The sequence below is a fragment of the Mucilaginibacter sp. genome (genome assembly GCF_028288225.1).
Lineage (GTDB): Bacteria > Bacteroidota > Bacteroidia > Sphingobacteriales > Sphingobacteriaceae > Mucilaginibacter.
Genome location: NZ_JAQBOC010000044.1, coordinates 19,544 through 43,788 on the forward strand (window position 1 = coordinate 19,544; position 24,245 = coordinate 43,788).

The following is a 24,245-nucleotide window of genomic DNA, read 5'->3' on the forward strand; positions in this document are numbered from 1 at the left end:
TAGTATTCACATTTAAATATTAAATAAAGCGCCTGTATAAACCAATAGCAAATATTATGTCTGCCACCGGTAAATCCGACATATACGGTCAGCGTAATAGCATGAGCATGCATGTTGCCTGGCTTCGTTTTTAATATTTATTAAAAAGTATGAATCTGTTAGTATATTTAACTTAACAGGTTGAAAGTATTAAAACAAACATTCCATTTCCGTTAGACCAATTATTGTTATATATAAATTTTACCTAAATGAAGATTACAAATAACACCCGAAAAGCTATTACTAAGGCCTTACGTTATTTTCATTCGCATTCATTGAAATTTATTATTGCCGGGATATTGGTTATCGTGATGGGTTTTTCGCTGAATAATACCAGGTTAGCTGCTGATGCAAACAATGGCGGCCTTTTTTTGCCCGACGGTTTTAAGGCCTTAGTTGTTATTGATAGCTTAAAGGGGCAGGCGAGGCATATTGCTGTTAATTCAAACGGCGATATTTATGTAAAAGCAAGGAATCATCGTACAAATGGAGGCTATGGCAATATTGCGCTCAGGGATACCAACGGCGATGGTAAAGCTGATATCATAACCCCCTTTGGTAAATATGACGGTCATACTTACGGAACTGCCATGCGCATCCACGACGGCTACCTGTATTTCAGCTCAGAGTTGATGGTGTACAGGATGAAGCTTAAACGCGGGCAATTAGCTCCGGATAGTAAAATGGATACTATTGTTATCGATAACCCGCCCTATCACGAACACCAGACCAAGCCGATTACATTTGATAATAAAGGGCACATCTTTGTAGGCTGGGGTGCCGGATCAAATGCAGGTCAGGAAAAAAATCGCTTACCGGGTTCTCCCGGTGTTGGCGATCCGGGTTCGCCTGATAAAAGCAACCCCTGGTTAAAAGACCATGGCGGGATCTGGATGTTTGACGCCAATAAAACTAACCAGCATCAATCTGATGGGGTAAGATATGCAACAGGATTAAGAAGCCTCGTCGCCCTGGATTGGGACCCAAAAAGTAAATTGCTTTATACGGTAAGCCATGGCCGCGATGATCTCCGGATGCTTTGGCCCGACCTTTATTCGCCTTGGCAAAGCGCGATGCAGCCTGCAGAAGAGTTTTTTAAAGTAAATAAAGGCCTTGACGGCGGCTGGCCTTATTATTACTACGACCAGATCAAAGATAAAAAGCTGCTTAACCCCGAGTTTGGCGGCGACGGCACAAAAGAAGGCGACGGCACAAAACTAGCTAAGCCAATAGTAGCCTTTCCGGCTCATTTTGCACCCAATGACCTCTTGTTTTATAAAGGGAAACAATTCCCGGCCCGTTATAAAAATGGCGCTTTTGTTGCCTTTCATGGTTCTACAGACCGCGCCCCTTATCCGCAGGCAGGCTATATTATTGCATTTGTTCCGTTTAAAGACGGCAAACCTTCGGGTCCCTGGGAGGTATTTGCAGATGGCTTTGCCGGCATTGACCCTATTGTAAATGTAAGTAATGTTGTATATCGCCCGATGGGTTTGGCTGAAGGGCCTGATGGCTCGCTGTATGTAAGCGATACCGAAAAAGGGAAGATCTGGCGCATTATGTACCGGGGCGATAAAAAAAGCTTCGGGACACCCCAGCTGGCAGCAATGGAGAATCGCAAGCTGACGGCATCTAACATTAAAACACCCGACGAGATCAAAGATAACCTGTTTAAAGATTTACCGGCAACATCGGCGGTATACAGTACTTATTGTGTGGCATGTCATCAAAGCGATGGCAAGGGCGATGGAAATCGTTTCCCCCCTTTGGCGCAGTCAGAATGGGTAAATTATAATACAAACAGGCTGATAAACGTAGTGCTTAATGGCCTTAAAGGGCCGGTACAGGTAAAAGGCCAGTCGTATAACGAAGTAATGCCGGCACACGGCAGCTTTTTGACTGACGAGCAAATAGCTGAAGTGCTCACTTATATCAAATCGAACTTTGCTAATATTCCTGAAATTGTGACCCCGGCACAAGTTAGTGCCGTTAGAAAAATGACACCAAAACAAACACATGACTAAATCAATTTTTTATTCGGCCTTTAAATCCGGGCGGTTATTACTACCTGCAATGTTTATTGCAATAAATTCAAATGCGCAATCCGCAGATAGTGCACTTTTTAAGTCGTCGCTGTTTACACCTGTTAAAAGCTTCACTACCGGGGTAGAAGGGCCCGCAGTTGATAAAGACGGCAATGTTTATGCTGTTAATTTTGATCATGATGGTACCATTGGTAAAATGACGCCAGATGGAAAAGCCAGCATATTTATTGAATTGCCAAAAGGAAGCGTTGGTAACGGGATCAGGTTTGACAGTCATGGCAATATGTTTATTGCAGATTATACCGGGCACAATATTATTAAGGTTGATATGGCTACCAAACAGCAAAGTGTTTTTGCGCATGAGGATGGAATGAGCCAGCCAAATGATATTGCCATTGACAATAAAAACAGACTTTATGCCAGCGACCCAAACTGGAAGGCCGGAACAGGTAAGATCTGGCGCATTGACACGGATGGAAAAGTGACACTTTTAGACACCATGGCAACCGTTAACGGGATTGATGTAAGCCCTGATAATCATACCTTATATGTAAATGAAAAGCGAAAAATTTGGGCTTATGATCTTTCATCCAAAGGTAAAATAAGCCATAAAAGGCTGGTGATAGAATTTACTGATTTTGGAATGGATGGATTACGATGCGACATAAAAGGCAATATTTACCAGGCGCGGTTTGGTAAAGGAACAGTGGCCAAAGTATCGCCTGAAGGAAAGATCCTGGAAGAAATAACACTCACCGGTAAGCGGCCAACCAATGTTGCCTTTGGCGGGCCGGATGGCAGGACCGTATACATTACTTTACAGGACCAGGGCAATCTTGAAACTTTCAGGGTAGATGACCCGGGCCGCGAATGGAAGATGGCTAAAGAACAGAAATGATAATATGAAGATCAAAAAAATACTAATAGCTGCTTTATGCATTGCGTTTACTGCATGCTTCAGCAATGTATCAGCCCAGGTAAAGAAAAAAGCTGTCGTAAAAAAGAAGGTGACAGCCGCACCAGCTAAAGTAATACCGCCGCCACCGTTTGCCACAGTGCCTGAAATTGAAGACGGTAAGGCGCTTATTGCTAAGTCTGACTGTCTGGCATGCCATAAAATAGCAGAAAATTGGTTGGGCCCGCATATACAGCCGTTGCAGAAAAATATCCGCAGGACCAAAACACGGTAAATATGCTCTCGCAAAAAGTAATTAATGGCGGCAGCGGTGTATGGGGCGCTGTCCCTATGGCTCCTCATCCGGCGATTCCCCTGGCCGACGCTAATAAGATTGTAAAATACATTCTTACGTTAAATTCAAAAAGTCCCCCCGCCAACTCAAAATAACCAGGAATAACAAGAAAACATCATACAAACTAAAACTAAAACATCATGGAAAAAAGAAGATCAATTTTAAAGAAAATGCTGGCCTCAGCAGTTGGATTATCCATATTCGGAATAAGCAAGGATGCAATAGCGGCGCCTGCTGATGAAAAGGTAGTTAACAATGTAACAACATTGCAGGATGTACCTTTATTTTCCGGTTCAACCAAACTTGGTAATATGGTTTTTATAGCCGGTAAGGGCGCGCATGTTGAACCATTTGAAATTAAGGCGCACACCGAAATTGTATTGAAAGAGCTGGAAAAAGAGTTGATAAAGGCCGGTTCGTCAATGGAAAAAGTGCTTAAAGTAGGCGTATTTCTGAATGATATTGCAGACTACCAGGGTATGAACGAGGTTTATAAAGGCCGCTTTGGCAAAAACCCACCGGTACGTACCACAGTTGCCGTGGCCAAAGGTGGTGTACCGGGCAACTCATTGGTAGAAATGGATTGTATTGCTTACATATAAACAAATTAAAATGAAACGCAGAGATATACTAAAAGGCCTTACCCTATTGCCATTGGCAAGCGGCCTGGTGAGCAAGGCAGCTTCAATTGGAGAAACCACACCTACCCGGCCGGTGGCGCCGGCGCGCGACCTGTTTAAAGAGCTCGGCGTTACACCGGTAATTAATGCATCGGTAACCATGACTTTTTTATCAGGTTCGTTAATGCTCCCGGAAGTATTGGAGGCTATTAATTCAACCTCGCACGATTTTGCCAACATGTACGAAGTGCAGGATAAAATAGGCGCTAAAATTGCCGAAATGCTGCAGGTGGAATCAGCTATGGTTACTTCGGGCGCAGCATGTGCTATATTGCTGAGCACCGCGGCCGCCATAACAGGTACAGACCCTGAAAAGATCAAACTATTGCCAAACCTGCCCGGCCCGCGGCCCGAGGTGATCATGCAAAAAACACACCGTTATCTTTTTGACCAGGCTGTAACTACAACCGGCGCCAAAATTATTGAGGTAGAAGGTGCGGAGGAAATGGAGAAGGCTATTAATGAAAAAACAGTAATGGCGTTGTTTTTTAATGCGGCAGAAAAGAGCAGTATTTCGCACAGCGATTTTGTGGCTGTTGCCAAAAAGCATAATATCCCAACGCTTTTAGATGCCGCTGCAGACGTGCCGCCTGTTGAAAATCTGTTTAAGTTTCAGAAAATAGGTTTTGACCTTGTGACTTTTTCGGGCGGTAAAATGATTCGCGGACCTCAAAGCGCGGGCCTGCTTTTTGGTCGTAAGGACCTGATCACTGCTGCCCGCCTTAATCATAGCCCTAACGAAGCGCCCATAGGCAGGCCAATGAAGGTAAATAAGGAAGAAATGTTTGGCATGTACGCCGCCCTGAAAGCTTACCTGGAAAGGGATCATAAGAAAGAATGGGAAGACTGGATCCAGCGCACCAAAACTATTGGCTCGCAGCTGGAAAGTTTACCGAGTGTTAAAACCGAGCTTTCAGTTGACCCGGGACCGGCCAATGCTTTCCCGAGCCTGAACGTAACCTGGGATCAAAGTAAAATTAAAATTAAACCTAAAGAGGTAGTAAAAGCCCTGAAAGATGGCACGCCAAGTATTGTTGCAAACGGCAGGGATGAACACCTGACTATTGGCGTAGTACTTTTGCGGCCGGACCAGGTTGATGTTGTAGCAGGAAGAGTAAAATCTATATTGCAACAAGCTACCTGATAAATTTTTGTACTTACTATTGGTAAGCCGGAATTGTAAACCATAATATTTGATCGTGTATTAACCATTAATCTCAAAATGCTAAAAACCTACTTCTTATTAATAATCCTTTCGGGCATGCTCTGCCGGTTGGCTATGGCACAGTCGTATGATATTGTGATCAAAGGTGGTCACATCATCGATCCTAAAAATAACATCGACGCAGATCTGGACATCGCTGTTAGTAATGGTAAAATAGCCCTTATCTCAAAAGACATCGACCCAAAACAAGGGATCCAGGTAGTTGATGCAAAGGGGATGTATGTTACACCAGGATTAATAGATATCCACACACATGATTTTTATGGTACCCAGCCGGATCACCAGTATGAAGACGGAAACCTTGGTATAGCTCCTGATGGCTTTACGTTTAGAAACGGCGTGACCACTGTTGTGGATGCCGGCAGCTCGGGCTGGCGGACTTTCCCAACATTTAAAGCGCAAACTATTGATGTTTCAAAAACGCGGGTATTGGCGCTTTTAAATATTGTTGGCGAAGGCATGCGCGGGGGTTACGAACAGAACGTAAACGACATGGACCCAAAGATGACTGCCCTGGTTGCCAAAAGATACAAGGACATTGTGGTAGGTATTAAACTGGCTCATTTCGAAGGGCATGACTGGACACCAGCTGACCGTGCCGTAGAAGCGGGCACACTTGGAGGTGGGATCCCGGTTATGATTGATTTTGGCGGGAGCAATCCGCCGCTATCAATTGAAGAGCTGTTTATGAAACACCTGCGCCCGGGCGATATTTTTACCCATTGTTTTGGCCAGCTGGGCAGCCGGGAGTATTTGGTAGACCTGCAAACCAACAAGGTAAAACCCTTTGTTTTTGAAGCCAGGAAACGCGGGATTATTTTTGACGTAGGTTATGGAGGGATCAGTTTTGCTTATTCGCAGGCATTGCCCGCGATGAAAGAAGGTTTCTTTCCTAATTCTATCAGCACAGATATTCACGTTGGCAGTATGAACGATGCCATGAAGGATATGCTTATCTGTATGACTAAATTTTTAGCAATGGGGATGTCACTGCATGATGTAATCCAAGCCAGCACTTCAAACCCGGCGAAGGAAATAAAACGCGAGGAACTGGGGAACCTATCGGTAGGATCTGGTGCTGATGTGGCTATATTAAGTGTTCGTGAAGGTAAATTTGGTTTATATGACTATACCGGTTATAAGATGGAAACCAATAAGAAACTGGAGTGCGAACTTACTGTAAGGGCAGGAAAAATTGTATATGATCTTAACGGAATAGCAACACCTGTTTATCCGCCTAAAAATGTTGCCAGAAGCAAACAGGCAGCATTAAAGGGCGAAGACCATTAAATCAAGTATATTTTGTTTTTAATAAAAACCATGAAATATTATAAACTTTTAACCTTAGCGCTTATTACAAGCATAGGCAGCTACAAGGAAGCTAAAGCGCAAACCATCTCGAAGGATGAGTTGGTTTTTTACACATCCGAATGGAAAGGCGAGCGTTTCCCTGATGGCAGGCCGAAAATTCCGGACGCCCTGATTGAAAGAGCAAAAAAGATTGGCATAGAGGAAGCCTGGACAGTGTTGAGAAACGAGGGATATAATAACCAGTTTGAAGGCGGGTGGAAGTTGGTGAATGATACCATACCCGTTGTTGGCCGTGCTGTTACCGCTATGTTTATGCCAAGCCGTCCCGATATTGAAAAAAACATTAAGGACCGGGGCGCAAAACAGGGGAGAAAGGGGAATACCAATTCGTGGCCGATAGATGTTTTGACCAAAGGAGATGTTTATGTAGCTGATGGTTTCGGGAAGATCAGGGGCGGAACTTTGATAGGAGATAACCTTGGAAACTCGATTTTCAGCAAATCAGGTAATGGAGTGATCTTTGACGGCTCTGCACGAGATCTGAGCGGATTAAAGGAGATCAAGGGGTTTAATGCTTTTGTGCGCGATTTTGATCCTTCTTATCTGGAGGAAATGGTATTGATGGGGCTTAATACGCCTATCCGCATTGGCCGTGCGGTAGTATTGCCGGGCGATCTTGTTATATCTGAAAAAGAAGGTGTGCTTTTTATCCCGGCCCATTTAGCCGAAAAAGTGATAGCTACGGCGGAATTTATTGACCTGAAAGACAAGTTCGGACATGCTATGCTCAAAGCAGGCACATTTGCCACCGGTGAAATTGACAGCCAATGGACCGACAAGATCAAGGAAGCTTTCATGAAATGGCTTGACCAAAATCCCAATGAAGTGAAAATAACAAGGGCACAGTTAGATGCCTTTATGGAAAAACGCACCTGGTAATAAACCATAACCTAAATTTAAGTTTTGAAAAATATCGGTATTTATAAAATTGTTGCAGGTATTGCAGCACTTTGCCTGCTTGCTGCTGTTTGGCGCATTTGCCACGATGGGATTGCCTTTGCCGGCCCTTTTATCATAGCCTTTTTTGTAATGTTATCCATTGCAGTTCGTGGAGCAGAACTCACAAAAGGCTTTTCGTACACGCTTATCATTTTTGCAGCGGTAACAACCGCCTTATATTATCCGCAATATTTTGTTGAAGTTAAGGGCTTTAAATTGGCCGGGCTTATTACCCCGCTTTTACAGCTTATTATGTTTGGAATGGGCACATCAATGGGTCTTGGCGATTTTGCCGGGGTTATCAAAATGCCCAAGGGAGTGTTTATAGGTGTTGGCAGCCATTTTATAATTATGCCGCTGCTTGGTTTTACATTAGCCAAATTAAGTGGTTTCCCGCCTGAAATTGCTGCCGGCATAATTCTGGTAGGCTGCTCACCCAATGGTATGGCCTCCAATGTAATGTCGTACCTGGCAAAAGCCAACCTGGCATTATCGGTTACAATAACTGCAGTTTCTACTATGCTGGCTCCCATTTTTACGCCATTGCTCATGAAGCTGCTTGGTGGGGAATTTATTAAGATCGATGCCCTAAGCATGATGTGGGATATTGTAAAAATAGTGATCATACCCATTGGGGCAGGTATTCTTTTTAATAAATATCTACTTAAGCGGGCGTTATGGCTGGAAACACTTATGCCACTGGTATCAATGTTCGGGATAGCGTTTATTATCGTAATTATTACCGCTGCTGGCAGGGATAGCCTGTTAAATATTGGCGGTTTGTTAGTTTTACTGGTGCTGATCCATAATTTAATGGGATACATATTGGGTTACTGGTCGGGCCGTTTATTTAAAATGTCTGAACGGGATTGCCGCACAATGGCTATTGAAGTAGGGATGCAAAACGCCGGGCTGGCATCAGGACTAGCAAAAGCAATGGGTAAAATTGCTACTGTTGGCCTGGCACCTGCGGTATTTGGCCCTCTTATGAATACTACCGGATCGTTACTGGCTAATTACTGGCACCGCAAGCCGCTCAAAGGAGAATAAATATTTCATAGTGAAATACTGATCCTATTACAACACACAGTTCGTACAATTTGAAGTTTATGTAAAATCATTGTTATATTTGATAAAACATACTTTTTTGATTTTTTTAAAAAGTATATAGGGTTAACAAATTATGCAAAAAAGTATTGTGAGTTTTAACGAAGATAACACTGCAATATGGCTTGCCTTTAAGGCGGGGGATTGGGAGGCATACACTAAGTTATACAATGATTACTTTAAAATGCTCAATAATTACGGCTATAAATTTACCAGGGACGCAAATATTATTGAGGATGCTGTACATGATTTGTTTATTAAATTATGGACAAACAAGGCTACTTTGGGTAACCCCGTAGTGGTAAAAAATTATCTGTATAAGTCACTACGAAACATAATTTTTCGCAAAATACAATGGCAGTCGCGGTTTGTTGACCTGGATGATAAGCCCGAATACAATTTTTTTTTTGAAATTTCATTTGATCATCAGATCATCGCTAACGAAGAAGAACGCGAACTGCAATTTAAATTAAGATCGGTTATTAAAGATCTGCCGGCCAGGCAGCAGGAGATTATTTTCCTCCGCTTTTATGAAGGTTTAGGTTATGAAGAAATTGCCGATATTATGGAAATAAATACCAGTTCGGCATATAAGCTTATTTATAAGGCCTTTAATAATCTGGAGGCTGTATTGAAAACATCCAAACTTGTTATTTTTTTAAGCCTTTACTCCTGTTTAGGCACAAGTATTCACACAAAATAATTTTTTTTCATTTTCAAAGGGATAATTAAGGTTACCCATGTATATAGTTTTTAAATAAGAAACTTATATAGCATGGAGATTGCGAAATATCATACTTACACCGTTCCTGATTTTTTAGATGACGACGATTTTGTTCGTTTTGTAATTAATCCATCAGAAACTGATATAAATTTTTGGCGCTCGGTTGTGGCCACGTATCCGGCGCAAGAGGAAGCTATTGATGAGGCTTCAAAAATTATACGCGCCTACCGCAAGCAGGATGTTTTTACAAATGGAGCTAACCAGCAAAAAGTTTGGGGAAATATTGAGGCTTCTCTTCAATCTCAGCCTGCTGCAAAACAAAAAATATTCAGGTTAAATACGTTCATGCGCGTTGCTGCCGCAGTAATATTGATTTCATCGGTGGCCATTGCATTATGGACGTTTAAACATAACGCAAAAACAGATATTACCACCGCCTTTGGCGAAGTGCTCACTGTCACCCTGCCCGATAATTCAATAGTAGTTTTAAACGGAAACTCTAAATTGAGTTATGTGAATAACTGGAATAAAAATCCAAGGGAAGTTTGGATTAGCGGAGAAGGTTTTTTTAACGTTAGGCACATTAACAAAAACCCGGCCCATATAAAAGCTACCGAAAGATTTATTGTTCATTGTAATGACGTAAGCATAGAAGTATTGGGTACCTCATTTAACGTGCGTGCCCGGCATAATAAAACTAACGTTGGCCTGATAAGCGGTAAGATCCGTTTAGAATACCTCGACAAGGCATCAAGTAGTAAGCAATTGCTTGTTATGAAAAAGGGCGATTATGTGGAATATGCACAGAAACACGTGGTTGCGCAGAAAAAGCTTGCTGTGCCTGAAAAACTTACCGGATGGACCAGCCACCAGCTTTTATTTAATAATGCCACTCTGTCGCAGATCAGCGAGGTAATGACCGATGATTATGGCTATCACATTGAGATCCCGGACCCAAAACTTGCCGATCTGAAAATTGAGGGGGAGATAAGTGTATCAAATGTTGATGAACTTCTGGAAACCATCTCGACCACATTGTCAGTAAAAATTACGCACGCTGATAAAAATATTACCATCACAGAAAACTAACAAACTAACCTTTAAACAACTTAATTATGCAAAAACTTGACTTATCAGCTTTTTTGAAATGTTGCTGTTTCTTGTTGGCTTTGCTTGGCCGGTCGGTTTACGGCTTTGGCCAAACTTCATTCGCCAGCAATAGCGTCCATTTAAAAGCCCGGAACCTTACGGTACAACAGGTCGTTGAAAACAAGGTAACGTTAAAGGATGCGCTCGACAACCTGAAGAAGCAATTTAAAATTCAAATTGCTTACCACGAAGGACTGCTGGACAATAAATTTGTGCCGGCAAGTTTGGCGAACAACGCCTGGCAATTTAATCTTGACGATAACCTGAAACAACTGTTATCAGTTTTTCAGCTCGAATACCGTAAAATCAATGATAACCAGATCTCTATTTTTTCTATAAAAGAGACTTCTGATAATAAGGCTGTAGCTATTATTACAGGAAAGGTTATTGATGCTACTGATAATGAGCCGATTATTAATGCTTCCGTTTTTCTTAAAGCCGATCCTAAAATAGGTGCGGCTACTGACGTGTCAGGTAATTTTAAGCTAAGTGTACCTGATAAATATGCAAATGGTCCTGTTACTCTTGAAGTAGCTTATATTGGTTATGACCGGCAGGAGTTTACTGTTTCTAATCCGACGCTTGCTGTTCAAATAAAATTGAAGAAAAATACCAGCACGCTCAATGAAGTTGTAGTTACCGCTCTTGGTATAAGTAAGCAAAGAAAATCACTCGGTTATTCTGTAACTGAAGTAAAGGGAAGTGAATTTACCCAGGCCCGTGAAAACAACGTGGCGAACGGCTTATCGGGTAAGGTCGCGGGGGTAAATGCCGCGGGCTTATCAACCGGGCCCGGTGGCTCAAGCCGGATAGTTATCAGGGGTAACGGCGGCCTTGCTGGTGACAACCAGCCATTATACGTGGTAAACGGTATGCCCATTGATAACAGCGTACCTGGCGGCGCGCCAACTGTAAACGGAACAACCAATAACGTTGACCGTGGCGATGGTATCGCTGCTATTAACCCGGACGATATTGAATCAATCAGTGTGCTGAAAGGCGGTACCGCTGCTGCCTTATATGGCTCACGTGCTGCAAACGGCGTAATTCTTATCACCACCAAAAAAGGCCGTGCCCAAAAAGGCGTAGGAATTGAATTTAACTCTACCGCAACATATGATAATGTGGCTGTTTTTCCTGATTATCAGTATGAATACGGCCAGGGAGATGCTGGTGTTAAACCTATGACTTTAGCTAATGCACAGGCTACCGGCAGGCGGTCATGGGGCGCCAAAATCGACGGGGCAACAGACTATGTGGCTGTTGACGGTAAAACGCATCCATATTCAGCTCAAAAAGATAATTTAAAAAACTATTATCAAACAGGCACCACTTATACCAACAGCCTTGCATTTGTAGGTGGCAACGAGGGTATTACTTACCGGTTTTCGTTAGCTGATCTTAACAGTAAAGGTATTTTACCCGGAACTACTTATGACCGGAAAACATTTAATCTTGCGTTAAACGCTAAACTAAGCAGCAAAATATCTATTGAGGCCCTTGCTCAATATAACATTGAAACCGGGCATAACCGCACCGGCGCCGGCGACGCGTTAGGCAATCCCAATTGGACACCTCTTGAAGTTGCTAATACAGTAGACATACGTTGGTTGAACCCGGGCTACGATGCCAGTGGCAAGGAAATAGTTTGGAATGATGCTTCCATTGCTTCAAACGGTTACTTTGTGATCAATAAATTTAAAGAGGATGATGTTAAAGATCGTTTTATAGGACAAGGCTCAGTTTTATACACCCCGATAAAAGACCTTACTTTTAAAGCTACATTAAGCCGCGACTTTTATAATTATACCTATTCAAACATATTGCCCTCCGGTACGCTGTACATGATAACCGGCCAATACCAGGGAATTCAATCAGATGTTTCTGAAACAAATGAGCTGGTTACGGCCACTTACAAAACAAAAATTGTAAAAGATGTAAACGTATCAATTTTAGGAGGGGTTAACGGCCGTCAAAATGTTACAAACCAACAAACCACTGACGGATCGCAATTTACAATACCTTTCTTTTACAGTACAACTAACCTTGCAAAAATAAAAACCACACCGTATGATGCCAAGATAGTAACTAATTCAATATTTGGGTCGGCCGATTTTGATTATAAAAGTTTACTATTCTTGTCATTTACAGGTCGTAAAGATTGGTTTTCAACACTTAGCCCACAAAACAACAGCATTTTTTATCCCAGCGTGGGTGGTAGTTTCATCTTGTCTGACGCTGTTAAACTACCTGAATTCTTTAACTTAGCCAAGCTGAGAGCTTCATGGGCCCAGGTAGGTGGCGGGGCACCGGATGCATATAAAATTAACCTTGCTTATCTAAGCATCCTCAGTGCCGGTCAGCCATTACAAAATGTGGCCAGCAATGATATTACCAATAGCCATCTTAAACCCTACACTTCTACAACATCTGAAGCGGGCATTGAATTGCAGATGCTGCAGAACAGGTTAGGTTTGGATATTACCGTATATAACCGTAAAACTACTAATGACATTGTGAACACCGCTATATCATCAACATCCGGCTATAATAATGTTATACTAAATGTCGGCGAGATGGATAATAAAGGTATTGAAGTGATGTTGAACGGATCACCTGTTAAATCAAAAGGATTTAGCTGGAATGTGAGTTATAACGTAGCTTATAATGATAATAAAGTGGTGAGGCTTGCACCCGGACTATCTACCATACAGCTTGCCGCAACTGTAAACAACTACGGCTTGCTAAATAATACTGAAGGCCTGCCATTTGGTACAATATATGCCACGCAAATGAAAAAAAATGCAGGCGGGCAGGTAATTTTTAACAAGACTACCGGATTGCCGGTAGCCACGGGTTATGTTCCTCTCGGAAAAAGCGTTGCACCGGTAACAATGGGCTTAACCAACGAATTCAGGTACAAAAGATTTTCACTTAGCTTCCTGCTCGACGGGAAATTTGGCAACAAAGTATTTTCAGAAGCAGAGGTGTATGCCACACGCCTTGGTTTAACCAAAATGACCCTGCCAGGCCGCGAAAACGGATTGTTATTAAATGGTGTTGACCAAACCGGGGCTCCATACACCCGTACCGTTCCTGTCAGCGGTTTGCGTACGTACTATGATAATTATAAAATCTATTCAGACCTGTTTTTACATGATGGAAGCTTTGTTAAGCTGCGCCAGGTTATTTTATCATACAACCTGCCTGTGTTTGATTTAAAGGCGGTTCATATTCAGTCGGCAAGTATTTCATTGGTATCACGTAACCTGTGGACGATATACAAAAAGACGGATAATTTTGATCCGGAACAAAGTTTCACCAACAGCAATGATCAGGGCTTTGAATCAATCGGTTTACCACGCACCCGTTCACTTGGTGTAAACCTTTCTGTTAAATTCTAATATTTAAATTTGAATACGATGAAAAAAAATATTTATTGTGTGCTGATAATATTTGGCATTATTACAATACAATCATGTACTAAAAACTTTGACAAGTTTAATACAGATCCAAACAGTTCGCCCAAACCGGTTCCGGGGTATATATTCACCAAGGCCGAATACGATGGTGTTTCGGGCATGCTGAACCTTTTACTTGGTACCATGCAATACACAACCAGCTTTAATGACGTAGCAGGTTTTGGCTCAAAATACATATTAGCCCAAAGCCAGGCGTCGGCGGGGGAATTTAGTAGCGCCTATCCAAACCAGATCAACGAGCTGGTAGAGGTTATTAAGGGAGTTGGTACTGATCCAACGCAAAGCAACCTTGTTGCCGAAGCGCGTATTTGGCGGGCATATTGCTTTAGCAGGCTTACCGATCTGTACGGCGATATTCCTTACTCACAGGCCGGGCAAGGTTATAACAGCGCAATATATAAACCTGTTTATGACCCGCAAAAAGACATCTATGCCGATCTGCTTAAAGAGCTTGACCAGGCGGCAATCAGCCTTGATGCCGGCAAATCGACCACATTTGGCGATGCCGACCTCATCTATAGCGGCAATACCGTTAAGTGGAAGAAATTTGCTTATTCCCTGATGTTGAGATTAGCCATGCGCATGACAAAGGTTGACCTTGCCGGTGCACAGACATGGGCAACAAAAGCTATTGCAGGCGGAGTTATTTTAGATGATGCCGATATAGCCAAAGTACCTTATGTAGGTTCCGGCCAGGATATTAACATCAATCCGCTTGCCAATAACCTTTGGAACAGCGATTATATAGCGCAGGATGGCGCTACAAATACAGAAGGCGGTAAATACCAGGATGTGTTTATAAACTACCTTAAAACAAATAAAGATCCCCGCCTGGGCGTAATATCTATTGTGTACAATAATGGCGTTGCTGACACTACTTTTGCTATACAAAAAGGAATGTCGGCCGGGCTGAATACAAAACCCGCCGATTTTGTAACATATTCGGAACCTAACCCCAAGACTATATTGCTATTAAATTCTCCCCGCCTTATATTTACCGCTGCCGAAAGCTATTTTCTGTTGGCTGAGGCTGCTTCACGGGGTTGGTATAGTGGCTCATCCGCTTCAGCGGCGTACGAAAACGGCATCTCCGCTTCAATGCGCCAATGGGCTATAATTGGCGGCAACGCCGGGGCGATAACCGATAACCAGATCAATACTTATATAGCGCACCATAAATTTAATACGGCCGGTACGCTCGACCAAAATATGCAACAGATATACACACAGTTTTGGGTTGGAATATTTCCGGACGCAGAGGAGGTCTTCGCTACTTACCGGCGCACAGGCTACCCTGCCCTGGTACCTAATAATTATGTTGGCAATGCTACGGGAGGTAAAATTTTCAGAAGAATGCTTTACCCCATAAGTGAACAAAATCTTAATGCGGCATCCTATGCTGCGGCAATAAGCCGGCAAGGGCCTGACGATTTCCTGACCAGGATCTGGTGGGATAAACAATAAATTGAATTGAGTTGATGAAAATTAGATCAGGCGGGGGGAGCCCCTCCTGATTTTTTTTTTGATAATTAGTCAACCTTTAAAGTCAACAAACAATATGGCATATCAATTTCTGGTGATTTAAATATTTGTAAAAGGAACCGTGTAATCCATATAAAAGAGCCTCCTTAGAATCCTACTTTTGTAACCAGTTCCCGGATTGGATGCAATGGTTTGAGTGAGTACTGTACCAGATCCCGCAAAGTTCTTTACCAAATACAAAGTAACAGTTCCAAAACTGGATTACCCGCAACCAGGCCATTGTCAAATTGTGTAGCTCCATAGAACATACAGAAGCCACTTGTAAGAGCAGTGAACCGTCCGTTGGCTGTATTCAATACGTTGCCTGTATTAATCACGGTTTCCTCAGGATAGCTGATTTCTGTTTTTATTGAAAAGTGGGAGATGCAGCGCACGTCTGCCGCGTACTGGTTGGTACCGCTGAAAACGGACAAGTAGACGCCGCTGCAAGAACACTGTTTGAGCTTGAAAGCAGTACCAGCTCCCACGTTGTTCCAGTGGTAGCGCTTTGTCATGCATCTGAAAACGGAAACCGAGGAAAATAAAAAACAGCAGTTTGTTGCGGGCAACCCGGTTAAAACATCATATAAAACAGATGCCCTTCCTTGTACAATAGTGCCCCCAAACTGATTTTTTGTTGTTCCATAACACTTTTTTAATTCGTCAGTGAAAGGAAGCATAATCCTGGAACCATCAACAGCAAGTATTCTAAAGCCATTTAAAAGAATTAATGAATCGTTATCGGCAGTGTAGAAATTCTCAATGATCACTTCCGACAGATGATTGAACACCGCCGGACTAATCTTTTTCCTGTTTTGAACAAACGCACTTGAGGTAAAGTGCTTTGTATTGCTGGAGGAAAAATGGTCGTTTAAATAGCGTACAAAGCCGTCTATTTCAATAGCCAGGCTCTTTCTCAACAAATTGAACATAAATAGCAAAGTAGCACTGAATGGCCGCTTCCTGTTCCTGGTAAAGTCTTTTTCCTCCATTTTAAATTTAACAGCCAGCTCCCGGCTGAAAATTGTTTTCCTCAATTTTTCTACGATTAAAAATGAGGTTTTTTTTTGCACTTTAACTATTTGATTATGAATTAAATATACAAAATATATTGAAAAAAAACAAGCTAAGTAGTTGATTATCAGTTATTTGTACCTTAACTTAATGACATTGGAGCCCGGCCTTGACGGGATGTCCCGGCTTATCAGAACTTTGCTACGAAAAAGCCATTGGAGAATTGAGGGAAAAGTTGAACAGCGGTTATAGATGGCTTACAGGTGGCCGCAAAAAGTCCGGGTGCGGGCGGCTCCGAAGCGCAGCGAGGCAGACGGCTGCGCCCGGTCTTTTCCAATGCAGTAAAGCGGCAGAGCGACAGCGATGCGGCTGGAACTGCTGGCTTTAAGCGCGTTCCAAAACTTCCTCTACGGTCAGCTCACCGGGTTCCTCAGGATAAACCAGGGCGATGAGCGCCCATTGGATTTGTTCCAGCAAAACGCTTTCCTCACAGCAGCGATCCGGTGGAAATGTATTCAACAGCAGGCTGAACAGCAGGCTCAGGTCCGGGCCGCCGGATACATCTGCGGGTAAACAGGCATTCCATAAGGGCAGGGTAACTTCGCGCCGGAGCTGCTCTGCCAATTGTTTTTGCGTGGCTTCGTACAACTCGCCCAGGTACCGGGTCAGCCGGTCTTCGTGCCAGTCGTTAATAGGCCAAAGGCCGATGCCGGTTTCCCTCCATGCCAGCAGTGATACTTTTAAAATACTAAAAATGCCGGGCAGGCGCCGGATCAGGGGCATGATATACAACATGGCATCATAGATTTAATGGTTGACTGCTTTTAAATAAAATTGGGGCTGATCCTTAGCCAGCCGCACCGCCAGTTCCATGGCGGAAATGATGGACGACGATTTGGCATGGCCCATCCCTTTAAAGCGGCAAAGCTCTTCGATGCTCAGTTTGGATAGCCGCGACAGGTTAAAATCGATGCTCCTTAAAATTTGCGCTGCCAGGTTAACGGCCGTCTGCTTGGGGGAACCGCCGCCAATCAGCATAGCAATCAGTTCCGCATCGGCCATGGCATCCCGGCCCTGTAGCAATAGCTTTTCACGTGGGCGGCATTCCGGGTCCCAGCTTTTGATACCCGTCGTGCGTTCCCTGTCAGCTGTACGTTCGGGTTTAATACCTGCCGCTCTTTGGTACCCGCTGTCCGGAACAAAGAGGACATCGCTTCCAGCAGGAGGGGGAAATTCTCCTCAAAGATAACCACGCACTGTTTTTCAAAGTGGTCATCCGGCTGCCTGTCACTCCGGGCGATGCGGATATAGTCCGTTCCATTCGCAGCGCGCAGGTAATCAAAAAAATAGGTTTTGCCATAATGGCTAAAGCTTTCTGTTGCGATCACATCTTCTTTCATGGTTTAATGATTTTGTCCGCAGCAAAACTGAAAAGGGCTAACCGATTACCCGGTAAAAAGAACAATTACCCGGTAATACCGTTTATCATACAGTTGGCCAGTACGTTAAAAAATAGCCGGTAAATGCCTGTTTTAAAATCAGAAGCGATAACACATTGTGAAAACTGCGGCAAAGAACTATTTGGCAGGACGGATAAACGTTTTTGCAATGATGGCTGCCGCAACCAGTTTAACCGGGAAAAGGCTTTCAGAGATGCACAAAAAGCGCATGATAACCTGCCGAAAATATTTAAGATCATCAAAAGGAACTACGGGATCCTGCAAACGCATATATCGCCCCCAATGTGCCGCAGGCGACCATTATGAAAGACGCCTTTAAACGGCTGGCCACGAGAACCTACGCGATTAGGCAGGTCTACCGGATGGCGCAGGAACAAGGAATAACCTGCGGTTTTAATAATTTCTGGCGTTTGCTGCGCAACCCGGTGTATTGCGGAAAGATCATTGTTCCCGCCTACCAGGATGAAGCTGCTGACCTGGTGATGGCCAGCCTGAGGCACTGATCGGGGAAACGTTGTTTTACCAGGTGCAGGATTTTTTAGATGGCAAGGAAAAAAGGCGGGTGTCTGTCGGGGTAACCCCGCCCAGGGTGTCCGTAAATGCGTTGCCATTGCGGGGGTTCTTGATTTGCCCGAAGTGCGGAAGAAGGTTATCTGGCAGTATGTCCAAAGGCTGCCGGGCCTATTATCATTATTACCATTGTTCGGGCAGCTGCAAATGCCGGTTTAATGCGGAAAAGGTCAACGGGGTATTTCAGCAGACCGTCAATAAGTTTTTTGTCAGGGATGGTTATGAGCCTTTTTATGAGGAAGTGCTGCGTAAAGCGTTCCGGCTAAAGGCCAATAACGGCGATTATAGCCGGAAAAATATTCTCCAGGAGATCCGGGAGCTAAATGGAAAGATTGAGCAGGCGAGGGATTTTTTGTTATCGGGTGAATTACCGGCGCTGATTTTCAGGCGGTTAAGCGGGATTGTGAAAACAGGATTACAGTGCTGGAGGCCAGGCTTCCCGACCTTGCTTTTGCAGTAAAAAATGTGGATGAGATGGTGACGAGATGTATTACGAACTCAAAGCAGCTGATAATCAGCTATAATAGCGAGAACATAGTGAAGCGGAACGCTGTAATTAGTTCACTCTACCCCGAAAATATGGTATTTGACGGGTTTGAGGTTCGAACTACGCGAAGGAACGAAGTGATGGACGCTATTTATTGATTAACAGCAAATTAGGTATTAGGAAAAACTGGACAAGTGATGCTCTTTTTCACTTGTCCAGTAGGGTGCTCCCGACGAAATAATTTTTAGCCTTATCACTCAGTTAGTTATATATAATTGTTGGAACTCAAACTGCAATTTGAGCACTATTTTAATATTGTAAACCCTCTTTTTTGAGCCACATCATTCAAATCTTTCAGTACATCGGGCAACATAGCCACATCATCAAAAGCCACCTGTAATTGCAAACTAATTGTAAGTGTTTTTTTCTTTTTGCGATAAGCCCCTTCAGTTTCGTGTAAAATCCAAAGCTTATCATCCGCTTTCAAGTAATGGCCGATAAGATCATACTTTAAAATTTCAGACGCTTTGACAACCTGAGGGAATGTTAAATCTGAACTTTGATTAAATACATTATAAAGTGTGCGAACAGACATTGCCATCAACGCTGCAAAGTCTTTTGCGCTCGGCATACCCGGTTCTTTCAGCTTTTCCTGCAATAGTTTTCCTACGTGCTCCATCCTTGCACTAATATTTGAAAATTAATGCACTTATAATCAAATCTTTATGAATAATACTGCTTGTTTTGGAGAATATATTTGCATGTAATGTCATTATTTGCATACTATTGTGTCATTATTTGCATGCAAAAGTGTCACTAATAGCGCATTTATAAAATAACTCAATAGTGTTATGCCATTTACTAAAGAAGAATTAGAAAAATTAAGAACTGAATTACCCACCCATCTACGGAAGGAAGTGGCGAAAAAATTCAATCTTAAACCGGGCAGTTTAAGAAATATTTTATCCGGGAGATCAAATAATGAGGCTGTGATTTTTGCCGCCATTGAAACTGCGGCAGAATATAAGCAAGCTCTATCTGTAAAAAAACAAACGATAGCCTCATTATGATCCGCATACTACCTGCCGGCCTGTTGCCATCCGACACACGGATAGAGTTTTTTAACGATCCTACTGATCAGGAAAAAAGCTATTTTATTACAAAGGGAGTAGCTGCCAGGGTGAAGGATGCGGCTGAAAATATTAAAAACATCATCCGGAAGGATATAGCTAAGCATGCAGTAAAAGCAGAAGCCCTTGTTTATTTAGGCTACGAAACAGATAATGAACAATTAGAAAAATACACCAGCTGCTGTTCAGGAGCCTTCGACGGCAAGGCAGACGTCGTAAACGGAGAGTTTCTGCATAATGAGTGGTGGCCGTGCCCCAAGCGCGGTGGTGAATGCCCGGTTGAGGGTAGGCTTTGCGATGCCTTGGTTGTTGGCCCTAACGGCGACTATCTGACTGCAAGCGAAATAAAAGTGTTTACCCTGGCTGCACGGGGCTTACAAAATAAAGAAATAGCCTACACGCTTGGGATCAGCGAGGAAACCGTAAAAGTTCATCTAAAGCATATCTACGCCAAATCGGGCGTAATGAATAAATCTGAATTGATCTTACTGGCATTTAAAAAGAACCTTATATAACCTTTAACCAAAAAAAAAGCAGTCCGTCACCGCCAAGTTCTGAACTGCCTTTTTGCTTTACTAATTAATTGAAAAAAATATGACTATAACTGTCACTGTACAAAGTAACCACATAGCCAATACAATTAACGATGGTATTGCCTTAATTGTACGCAATCTGCGCATTTGTGTGCAAATTTTTACACTTCTGTTAATTGCCAGGTTATGATGTTAGCAAAAGACCTACCACTTAGCCAATTCCCCCTGCAACTGGTACTTACTGGCCCGAAGAGCTTTAAGCAGGTCACGGTAACCGTAGCCGATAAAAGCGAGGCTATTCGCGCGATATATTTCTACAACCGGTTATATATCTGTGAGACTTTCATAACCTGGCTAAATGCCCGTGCAAATGTTTTTAAACATGTTAATGAGGAGGCGAGGGCGGAATTAGCTGAGGCATTTGCCCGGGTGTTTAACGAAGACCGAAAAGCTTCATTGGACTACATGTGCGAATTAATTCTATTAAACCAGCGCGTAATCAAGCTACTGGCGCCTAAGGAAGACTCCGATTACTATAAAAAATATGCTAAGGAGATTATTCCAATCGTAACATTTTGCCAGTCAATGAAAGGAGTGCCACGAGCATGCTGAGCGCGGAATGGGTACGGATAAACGGTCTGCTGATCAGGCGTAAAGAGGTGCAGCAGGTATTGAACCTGAGGTATCCAACATTTACACCCGGTTACACCAGGTAGCGATGATAGAGCGAAAAAAGGGGCAGGACTATTTTATAAAGCTAATGATCAATTACGGATCGCTCAGCGATGGGATGCTGAGGCGGGAGATTGGCCGGCTTGATACTGAATTGGAATTTGAATTAGATAGGGCATTTACCTATTAAAAATATAGGGGGATAGTTCTTTATATCAGCAAATAAAGAAGGCTGATTTGAGGCCCGGCAACCCCTGCCGGTATTACGCATAGTTCTTTATACACTTCGCCTGGTTACAACCCTGTGCCGGCAAATTCGTGATAAGGTTTAGGTCCGGTCAGCGCTGCCGGTATTATCCACTGCCCCGCCATAAAACGCGGGGTTTTGGTGGTACAAGGCGATTTCAATTTGTCTTTGTGATAAGGTTTAGGTTAAGGCTGCGAACCGCGAGGGTAAGCAGTCTTTTAAAAAAACCTGTAAGTAAGCTAAACAATTTAAACAATATATGAACGAGTACTCACAATTATTAAGCCCTTCGGAAAAGATCTATTACCCGGTAGAAAGTCAGCTTGACACAATGCAGACTCACCGCGTTGAAGCCGCAGAAACGATGTGCATAGGCGTAATGACAGCGCACATGCAGCGCCCGGCGAAGCGGGTAAACCCCAATTTGGGCCGTAAAAAAATGCTGCCGGAAGATTTAGCTATTAACCAGGAGGCCCGGAACAGCAAGAAATCAGCGGAGCGGATCCTGGCGGAGCAGGACAGGATCTTCCGGGCAAATCAAAAGGCTGAAAAATTAGCTGCAGCACAAAAAAAGCTTAAGGAGATTAAGGATGATCAGGAGCGCCTGCAGCAGCTGCAGAATAAAAAACAGGTTGAGCCGGGTGATGAAGAGGCTATGCAGTTTGAGTTTGCCAATTACCCGCTTATCACTTCGGGCTTATTGGCCATCCCTGGCAAAACAGGTGTGATGATCAATAGCAAAACAACCATTTATGTAAAGCATGGCCGCAGCATCCCGGATGCCATAAAAAAACACCTGGTTGAGCGTAAAGTAGCAAGCATATTTTAAACCTGGTACCATGATCATTATCGGAATAGCATTTATAATCCTTGTGTCCATAGGCGTATCAATTGATGTAAAAACGTACCGGCACAAAAAGAGAGTTGAAAAGAATTACCGGTTATTTAAACAAAGCACCATAAAGCCATGCCAACCATCCAGCAACAAAACAATATAGTGATCACGCCTGAGAAGTTTCTTGAAGCGTGCTCACAGAACGAGCTCAGGGAAATTGAGATCTTAATTTTTAGCCCCCGGTTTCAGCAAACTATACAAGCTGAAGGTATTTTGCAGACAATAAATAAGCAAATAGCGCAAAACACTATAGGCAGGAAGCCTCAAATTTATTACTGCAGTATTTGTGAGCACACCCCGGTTGATGGAGATAACGGAGTTATTAACTGCCAGCAATGCCTGGATAAAATGGAAGTGTAATGGCAAAGATGCAGCGCAAATTGATCAACAAAAACTTTCGGATAGTATTTCAACCGAAGTTAAAAAGTGTAGGCGCTTTCATTATAAGAGTGCGCTTTGGGGTGGGCGCCGGCCAGTTGGAAAAATACGTAGGCTCGGAAACGGCAATTAAAGCCTCTACAAACGCTTTAGCCTCTAAAGCGGACAAATATACTTTTAGGCATAGAACGTTCGGCAGAATAGATTTTTATGCAAAATAGCATCAAGCCATGACTAAAACACAGAAAAAACAATTTAAAGACGCCCAACGTGCCTTTTGGCAGTATACGAGTCGGTTCAATAACGTGCCGATAAAATTCAATGAGGTTGACCTAAATACCAATGAGCAAAAGCGGATACAGGCATTTAAGCAGATGTCTGATAAACAGGAGGGGTTAATATGATCACAGAAAATTCAATCCAGGAGATCCGCGACATTGACCTGGTAGAGGTTGCAAAAAAATACGTGGATGACCTGAAAAAAAAGGGGGCTAATTATAACGGCTGCTGTCCGTTCCATGATGAGAAATCCGGCAGCTTTATGGTTAACCCGGCTAAAAACATTTACAAGTGTTTTGGCTGCGGCGCCGGCGGCGCTGATGCCATTAAGTTTGTGATGGATAAAGAACGCATGGAATTTATCCCTGCAGTTAAATACCTGGCCGATTGGTTCGGGATCACGCTGGAGGAAACAAAAACCAAAAACGAGGAGCCCGAAGAGCAAAAGGCAAAAAAGGTTGATTACCGAACCATAAATAAGTGGGCTGCCGGCAAATACCAAAAAGCGCTATTTGAGCTCAACTGCGGAAGCTGGCCGGTTGAGCCCTTTTCGCCGGTGATCCAGGAGCTGCTGGGTAACCGCTTGCTCACTAACGATAGTATAATTGATTTCCAGTTGGGTTATGCTCCGGCTAAAGGCCGGCTGCTAACTGACGGCTTGATTGAGCGCGGTATGTTTGTGCCGGCCGAGGAGTTGGGCCTTGTAAAAAAGGGAGCTAACGGCAATTATGATATCAACCGCGACCGCATCATGTTCCCGATCACAACGAGCGGGGCGAGATAGTTGGCTTTGGCGGCCGTAAGATGGAAGATGGCAAAAAGGATAACCCCAAGTACATTAACAGTCGCGACAGCTTAGTTTACAAAAAGGAAAATATTTTATACGGGCTTTACCAGGCAGGCAAAGCCATCCGGGACAGTAAGTTTGCGGTTTTAGTTGAGGGCTATTACGATGTGATCAGCTTTCACCAGGGCGGCATGCCAAACACCGTTGCAGCTTGCGGCACAGCATTTACTGATGGTCACGCCAAGCTGCTAAAGAAATATA

29 protein-coding genes and 1 pseudogene are annotated in these 24,245 nt (G+C 43.3%); 25 read left to right on the forward strand and 5 right to left on the reverse strand.

Annotation, left to right across the window (positions count from 1 at the left end; genetic code table 11):
• Positions 1-248 precede the first annotated feature (248 nt).
• From JWQ54_RS13405 to JWQ54_RS13465, 13 genes are all read left to right on the forward strand, one after another.
• Entirely contained in the window at positions 249-2,063 is a 1,815-nt protein-coding gene (locus JWQ54_RS13405; RefSeq protein ID WP_299585471.1) for a c-type cytochrome, read from the forward strand.
• Entirely contained in the window at positions 2,056-2,982 is a 927-nt protein-coding gene (locus JWQ54_RS13410) for an SMP-30/gluconolactonase/LRE family protein (RefSeq protein WP_299585473.1), read from the forward strand. The genes JWQ54_RS13405 and JWQ54_RS13410 overlap by 8 nt, the downstream gene beginning before the upstream one ends.
• 4 nt (positions 2,983-2,986) lie before the next feature.
• A complete protein-coding gene (locus JWQ54_RS13415) occupies positions 2,987-3,274 on the forward strand; it encodes a hypothetical protein (protein WP_299585475.1) in 288 nt (95 codons plus the stop codon).
• Between the two features lie 2 nt (positions 3,275-3,276).
• Positions 3,277-3,429, forward strand: a complete 153-nt coding sequence (locus tag JWQ54_RS13420) for a hypothetical protein (protein ID WP_299585477.1) — start codon at positions 3,277-3,279, stop codon at positions 3,427-3,429.
• Positions 3,430-3,474: 45 nt separating this feature from the next.
• On the forward strand, positions 3,475-3,936 hold the full coding sequence (locus JWQ54_RS13425) for a RidA family protein (protein ID WP_299585479.1): 462 nt from the start codon (positions 3,475-3,477) through the stop codon (positions 3,934-3,936).
• Between the two features lie 10 nt (positions 3,937-3,946).
• Positions 3,947-5,158: an aminotransferase class V-fold PLP-dependent enzyme gene (locus JWQ54_RS13430; RefSeq protein WP_299585481.1), complete on the forward strand. Its 1,212-nt coding sequence runs from the start codon at positions 3,947-3,949 to the stop codon at positions 5,156-5,158.
• A gap of 78 nt (positions 5,159-5,236) precedes the next feature.
• Positions 5,237-6,529, forward strand: coding sequence for an amidohydrolase/deacetylase family metallohydrolase (locus JWQ54_RS13435; protein WP_299585483.1), 1,293 nt, complete (start codon positions 5,237-5,239; stop codon positions 6,527-6,529).
• Between the two features lie 30 nt (positions 6,530-6,559).
• Positions 6,560-7,489: an RraA family protein gene (locus JWQ54_RS13440; protein ID WP_299585485.1), complete on the forward strand. Its 930-nt coding sequence runs from the start codon at positions 6,560-6,562 to the stop codon at positions 7,487-7,489.
• Between the two features lie 24 nt (positions 7,490-7,513).
• On the forward strand, positions 7,514-8,599 hold the full coding sequence (locus JWQ54_RS13445) for a bile acid:sodium symporter family protein (protein WP_299585487.1): 1,086 nt from the start codon (positions 7,514-7,516) through the stop codon (positions 8,597-8,599).
• A 133-nt stretch (positions 8,600-8,732) separates the two neighbouring features.
• Positions 8,733-9,359: an RNA polymerase sigma factor gene (locus tag JWQ54_RS13450; RefSeq protein ID WP_299585489.1), complete on the forward strand. Its 627-nt coding sequence runs from the start codon at positions 8,733-8,735 to the stop codon at positions 9,357-9,359.
• A 72-nt stretch (positions 9,360-9,431) separates the two neighbouring features.
• Positions 9,432-10,469, forward strand: coding sequence for a FecR family protein (locus JWQ54_RS13455; RefSeq protein ID WP_299585491.1), 1,038 nt, complete (start codon positions 9,432-9,434; stop codon positions 10,467-10,469).
• Between the two features lie 26 nt (positions 10,470-10,495).
• Positions 10,496-13,933, forward strand: coding sequence for a SusC/RagA family TonB-linked outer membrane protein (locus JWQ54_RS13460; protein WP_299585493.1), 3,438 nt, complete (start codon positions 10,496-10,498; stop codon positions 13,931-13,933).
• A gap of 18 nt (positions 13,934-13,951) precedes the next feature.
• Positions 13,952-15,475, forward strand: a complete 1,524-nt coding sequence (locus JWQ54_RS13465; protein ID WP_299585495.1) for a SusD/RagB family nutrient-binding outer membrane lipoprotein — start codon at positions 13,952-13,954, stop codon at positions 15,473-15,475.
• 245 nt (positions 15,476-15,720) lie between these two features.
• Here the strand turns inward: JWQ54_RS13465 and JWQ54_RS13470 are convergent, their stop codons facing one another.
• From JWQ54_RS13470 to JWQ54_RS13485, 4 genes are all read right to left on the reverse strand, one after another.
• Positions 15,721-16,569 (reverse strand): hypothetical protein, encoded by an 849-nt coding sequence (locus JWQ54_RS13470; protein ID WP_299585497.1) that lies wholly within the window; start codon positions 16,567-16,569, stop codon positions 15,721-15,723.
• A gap of 361 nt (positions 16,570-16,930) precedes the next feature.
• Positions 16,931-17,329: a hypothetical protein gene (locus JWQ54_RS13475; RefSeq protein ID WP_299585499.1), complete on the reverse strand. Its 399-nt coding sequence runs from the start codon at positions 17,327-17,329 to the stop codon at positions 16,931-16,933.
• Positions 17,330-17,353: 24 nt separating this feature from the next.
• On the reverse strand, positions 17,354-17,629 hold the full coding sequence (locus JWQ54_RS13480; protein WP_367187098.1) for a UPF0758 domain-containing protein: 276 nt from the start codon (positions 17,627-17,629) through the stop codon (positions 17,354-17,356).
• Positions 17,590-17,946 carry a hypothetical protein gene (locus tag JWQ54_RS13485; RefSeq protein ID WP_299585503.1) on the reverse strand — a complete coding sequence of 119 codons (357 nt, stop codon included), beginning with the start codon at positions 17,944-17,946 and terminating at the stop codon, positions 17,590-17,592. The genes JWQ54_RS13480 and JWQ54_RS13485 overlap by 40 nt, the downstream gene beginning before the upstream one ends.
• A 123-nt stretch (positions 17,947-18,069) precedes the next feature.
• Between JWQ54_RS13485 and JWQ54_RS13490 the strand changes: the two genes are divergently transcribed.
• The 3 genes from JWQ54_RS13490 to JWQ54_RS13500 all read left to right on the forward strand — a co-directional run bounded on the left by JWQ54_RS13490 (position 18,070) and on the right by JWQ54_RS13500 (position 19,036).
• Positions 18,070-18,312: a hypothetical protein gene (locus JWQ54_RS13490; protein WP_299585505.1), complete on the forward strand. Its 243-nt coding sequence runs from the start codon at positions 18,070-18,072 to the stop codon at positions 18,310-18,312.
• Complete coding sequence (locus JWQ54_RS13495; protein WP_299585507.1) at positions 18,309-18,509, forward strand: recombinase family protein; 201 nt, start codon at positions 18,309-18,311, stop codon at positions 18,507-18,509. Before JWQ54_RS13490 ends, JWQ54_RS13495 begins: the two co-directional genes overlap by 4 nt.
• Positions 18,510-18,595: 86 nt before the next feature.
• Complete coding sequence (locus JWQ54_RS13500) at positions 18,596-19,036, forward strand: zinc ribbon domain-containing protein (protein ID WP_299585524.1); 441 nt, start codon at positions 18,596-18,598, stop codon at positions 19,034-19,036.
• A gap of 331 nt (positions 19,037-19,367) precedes the next feature.
• Here the strand turns inward: JWQ54_RS13500 and JWQ54_RS13505 are convergent, their stop codons facing one another.
• Entirely contained in the window at positions 19,368-19,721 is a 354-nt protein-coding gene (locus tag JWQ54_RS13505; RefSeq protein ID WP_299585509.1) for a hypothetical protein, read from the reverse strand.
• 193 nt (positions 19,722-19,914) lie between these two features.
• Here JWQ54_RS13505 and JWQ54_RS13510 point away from each other — a divergent pair, with 193 nt between their 5' ends.
• The 9 genes and pseudogenes from JWQ54_RS13510 to JWQ54_RS13550 all read left to right on the forward strand — a co-directional run.
• Positions 19,915-20,133, forward strand: a complete 219-nt coding sequence (locus JWQ54_RS13510) for a hypothetical protein (RefSeq protein ID WP_299585511.1) — start codon at positions 19,915-19,917, stop codon at positions 20,131-20,133.
• Positions 20,130-20,708, forward strand: coding sequence for a response regulator transcription factor (locus JWQ54_RS13515; RefSeq protein WP_299585512.1), 579 nt, complete (start codon positions 20,130-20,132; stop codon positions 20,706-20,708). The genes JWQ54_RS13510 and JWQ54_RS13515 overlap by 4 nt, the downstream gene beginning before the upstream one ends.
• Before the next feature lie 204 nt (positions 20,709-20,912).
• Positions 20,913-21,338: a hypothetical protein gene (locus JWQ54_RS13520; RefSeq protein ID WP_299585514.1), complete on the forward strand. Its 426-nt coding sequence runs from the start codon at positions 20,913-20,915 to the stop codon at positions 21,336-21,338.
• Between the two features lie 106 nt (positions 21,339-21,444).
• Positions 21,445-21,588, forward strand: a complete 144-nt coding sequence (locus JWQ54_RS13525; protein ID WP_299585516.1) for a hypothetical protein — start codon at positions 21,445-21,447, stop codon at positions 21,586-21,588.
• A gap of 316 nt (positions 21,589-21,904) precedes the next feature.
• The gene (locus tag JWQ54_RS13530) at positions 21,905-22,474 is read left to right on the forward strand and encodes a hypothetical protein (RefSeq protein ID WP_299585518.1); all 570 of its coding nucleotides are present in this window, start codon (positions 21,905-21,907) and stop codon (positions 22,472-22,474) included.
• Between the two features lie 138 nt (positions 22,475-22,612).
• Positions 22,613-22,900: a hypothetical protein gene (locus JWQ54_RS13535; protein ID WP_299585520.1), complete on the forward strand. Its 288-nt coding sequence runs from the start codon at positions 22,613-22,615 to the stop codon at positions 22,898-22,900.
• 248 nt (positions 22,901-23,148) lie between these two features.
• Positions 23,149-23,322, forward strand: coding sequence for a hypothetical protein (locus JWQ54_RS13540; protein ID WP_299585522.1), 174 nt, complete (start codon positions 23,149-23,151; stop codon positions 23,320-23,322).
• Positions 23,319-24,037, forward strand: a pseudogene (locus JWQ54_RS13545) (CHC2 zinc finger domain-containing protein); the annotation flags it as partial. The gene JWQ54_RS13540 and the pseudogene JWQ54_RS13545, both read left to right, overlap by 4 nt.
• 138 nt (positions 24,038-24,175) lie before the next feature.
• On the forward strand, positions 24,176-24,245 hold a 70-nt coding region (locus tag JWQ54_RS13550), incomplete at its 3' end, for a hypothetical protein (protein ID WP_299585526.1).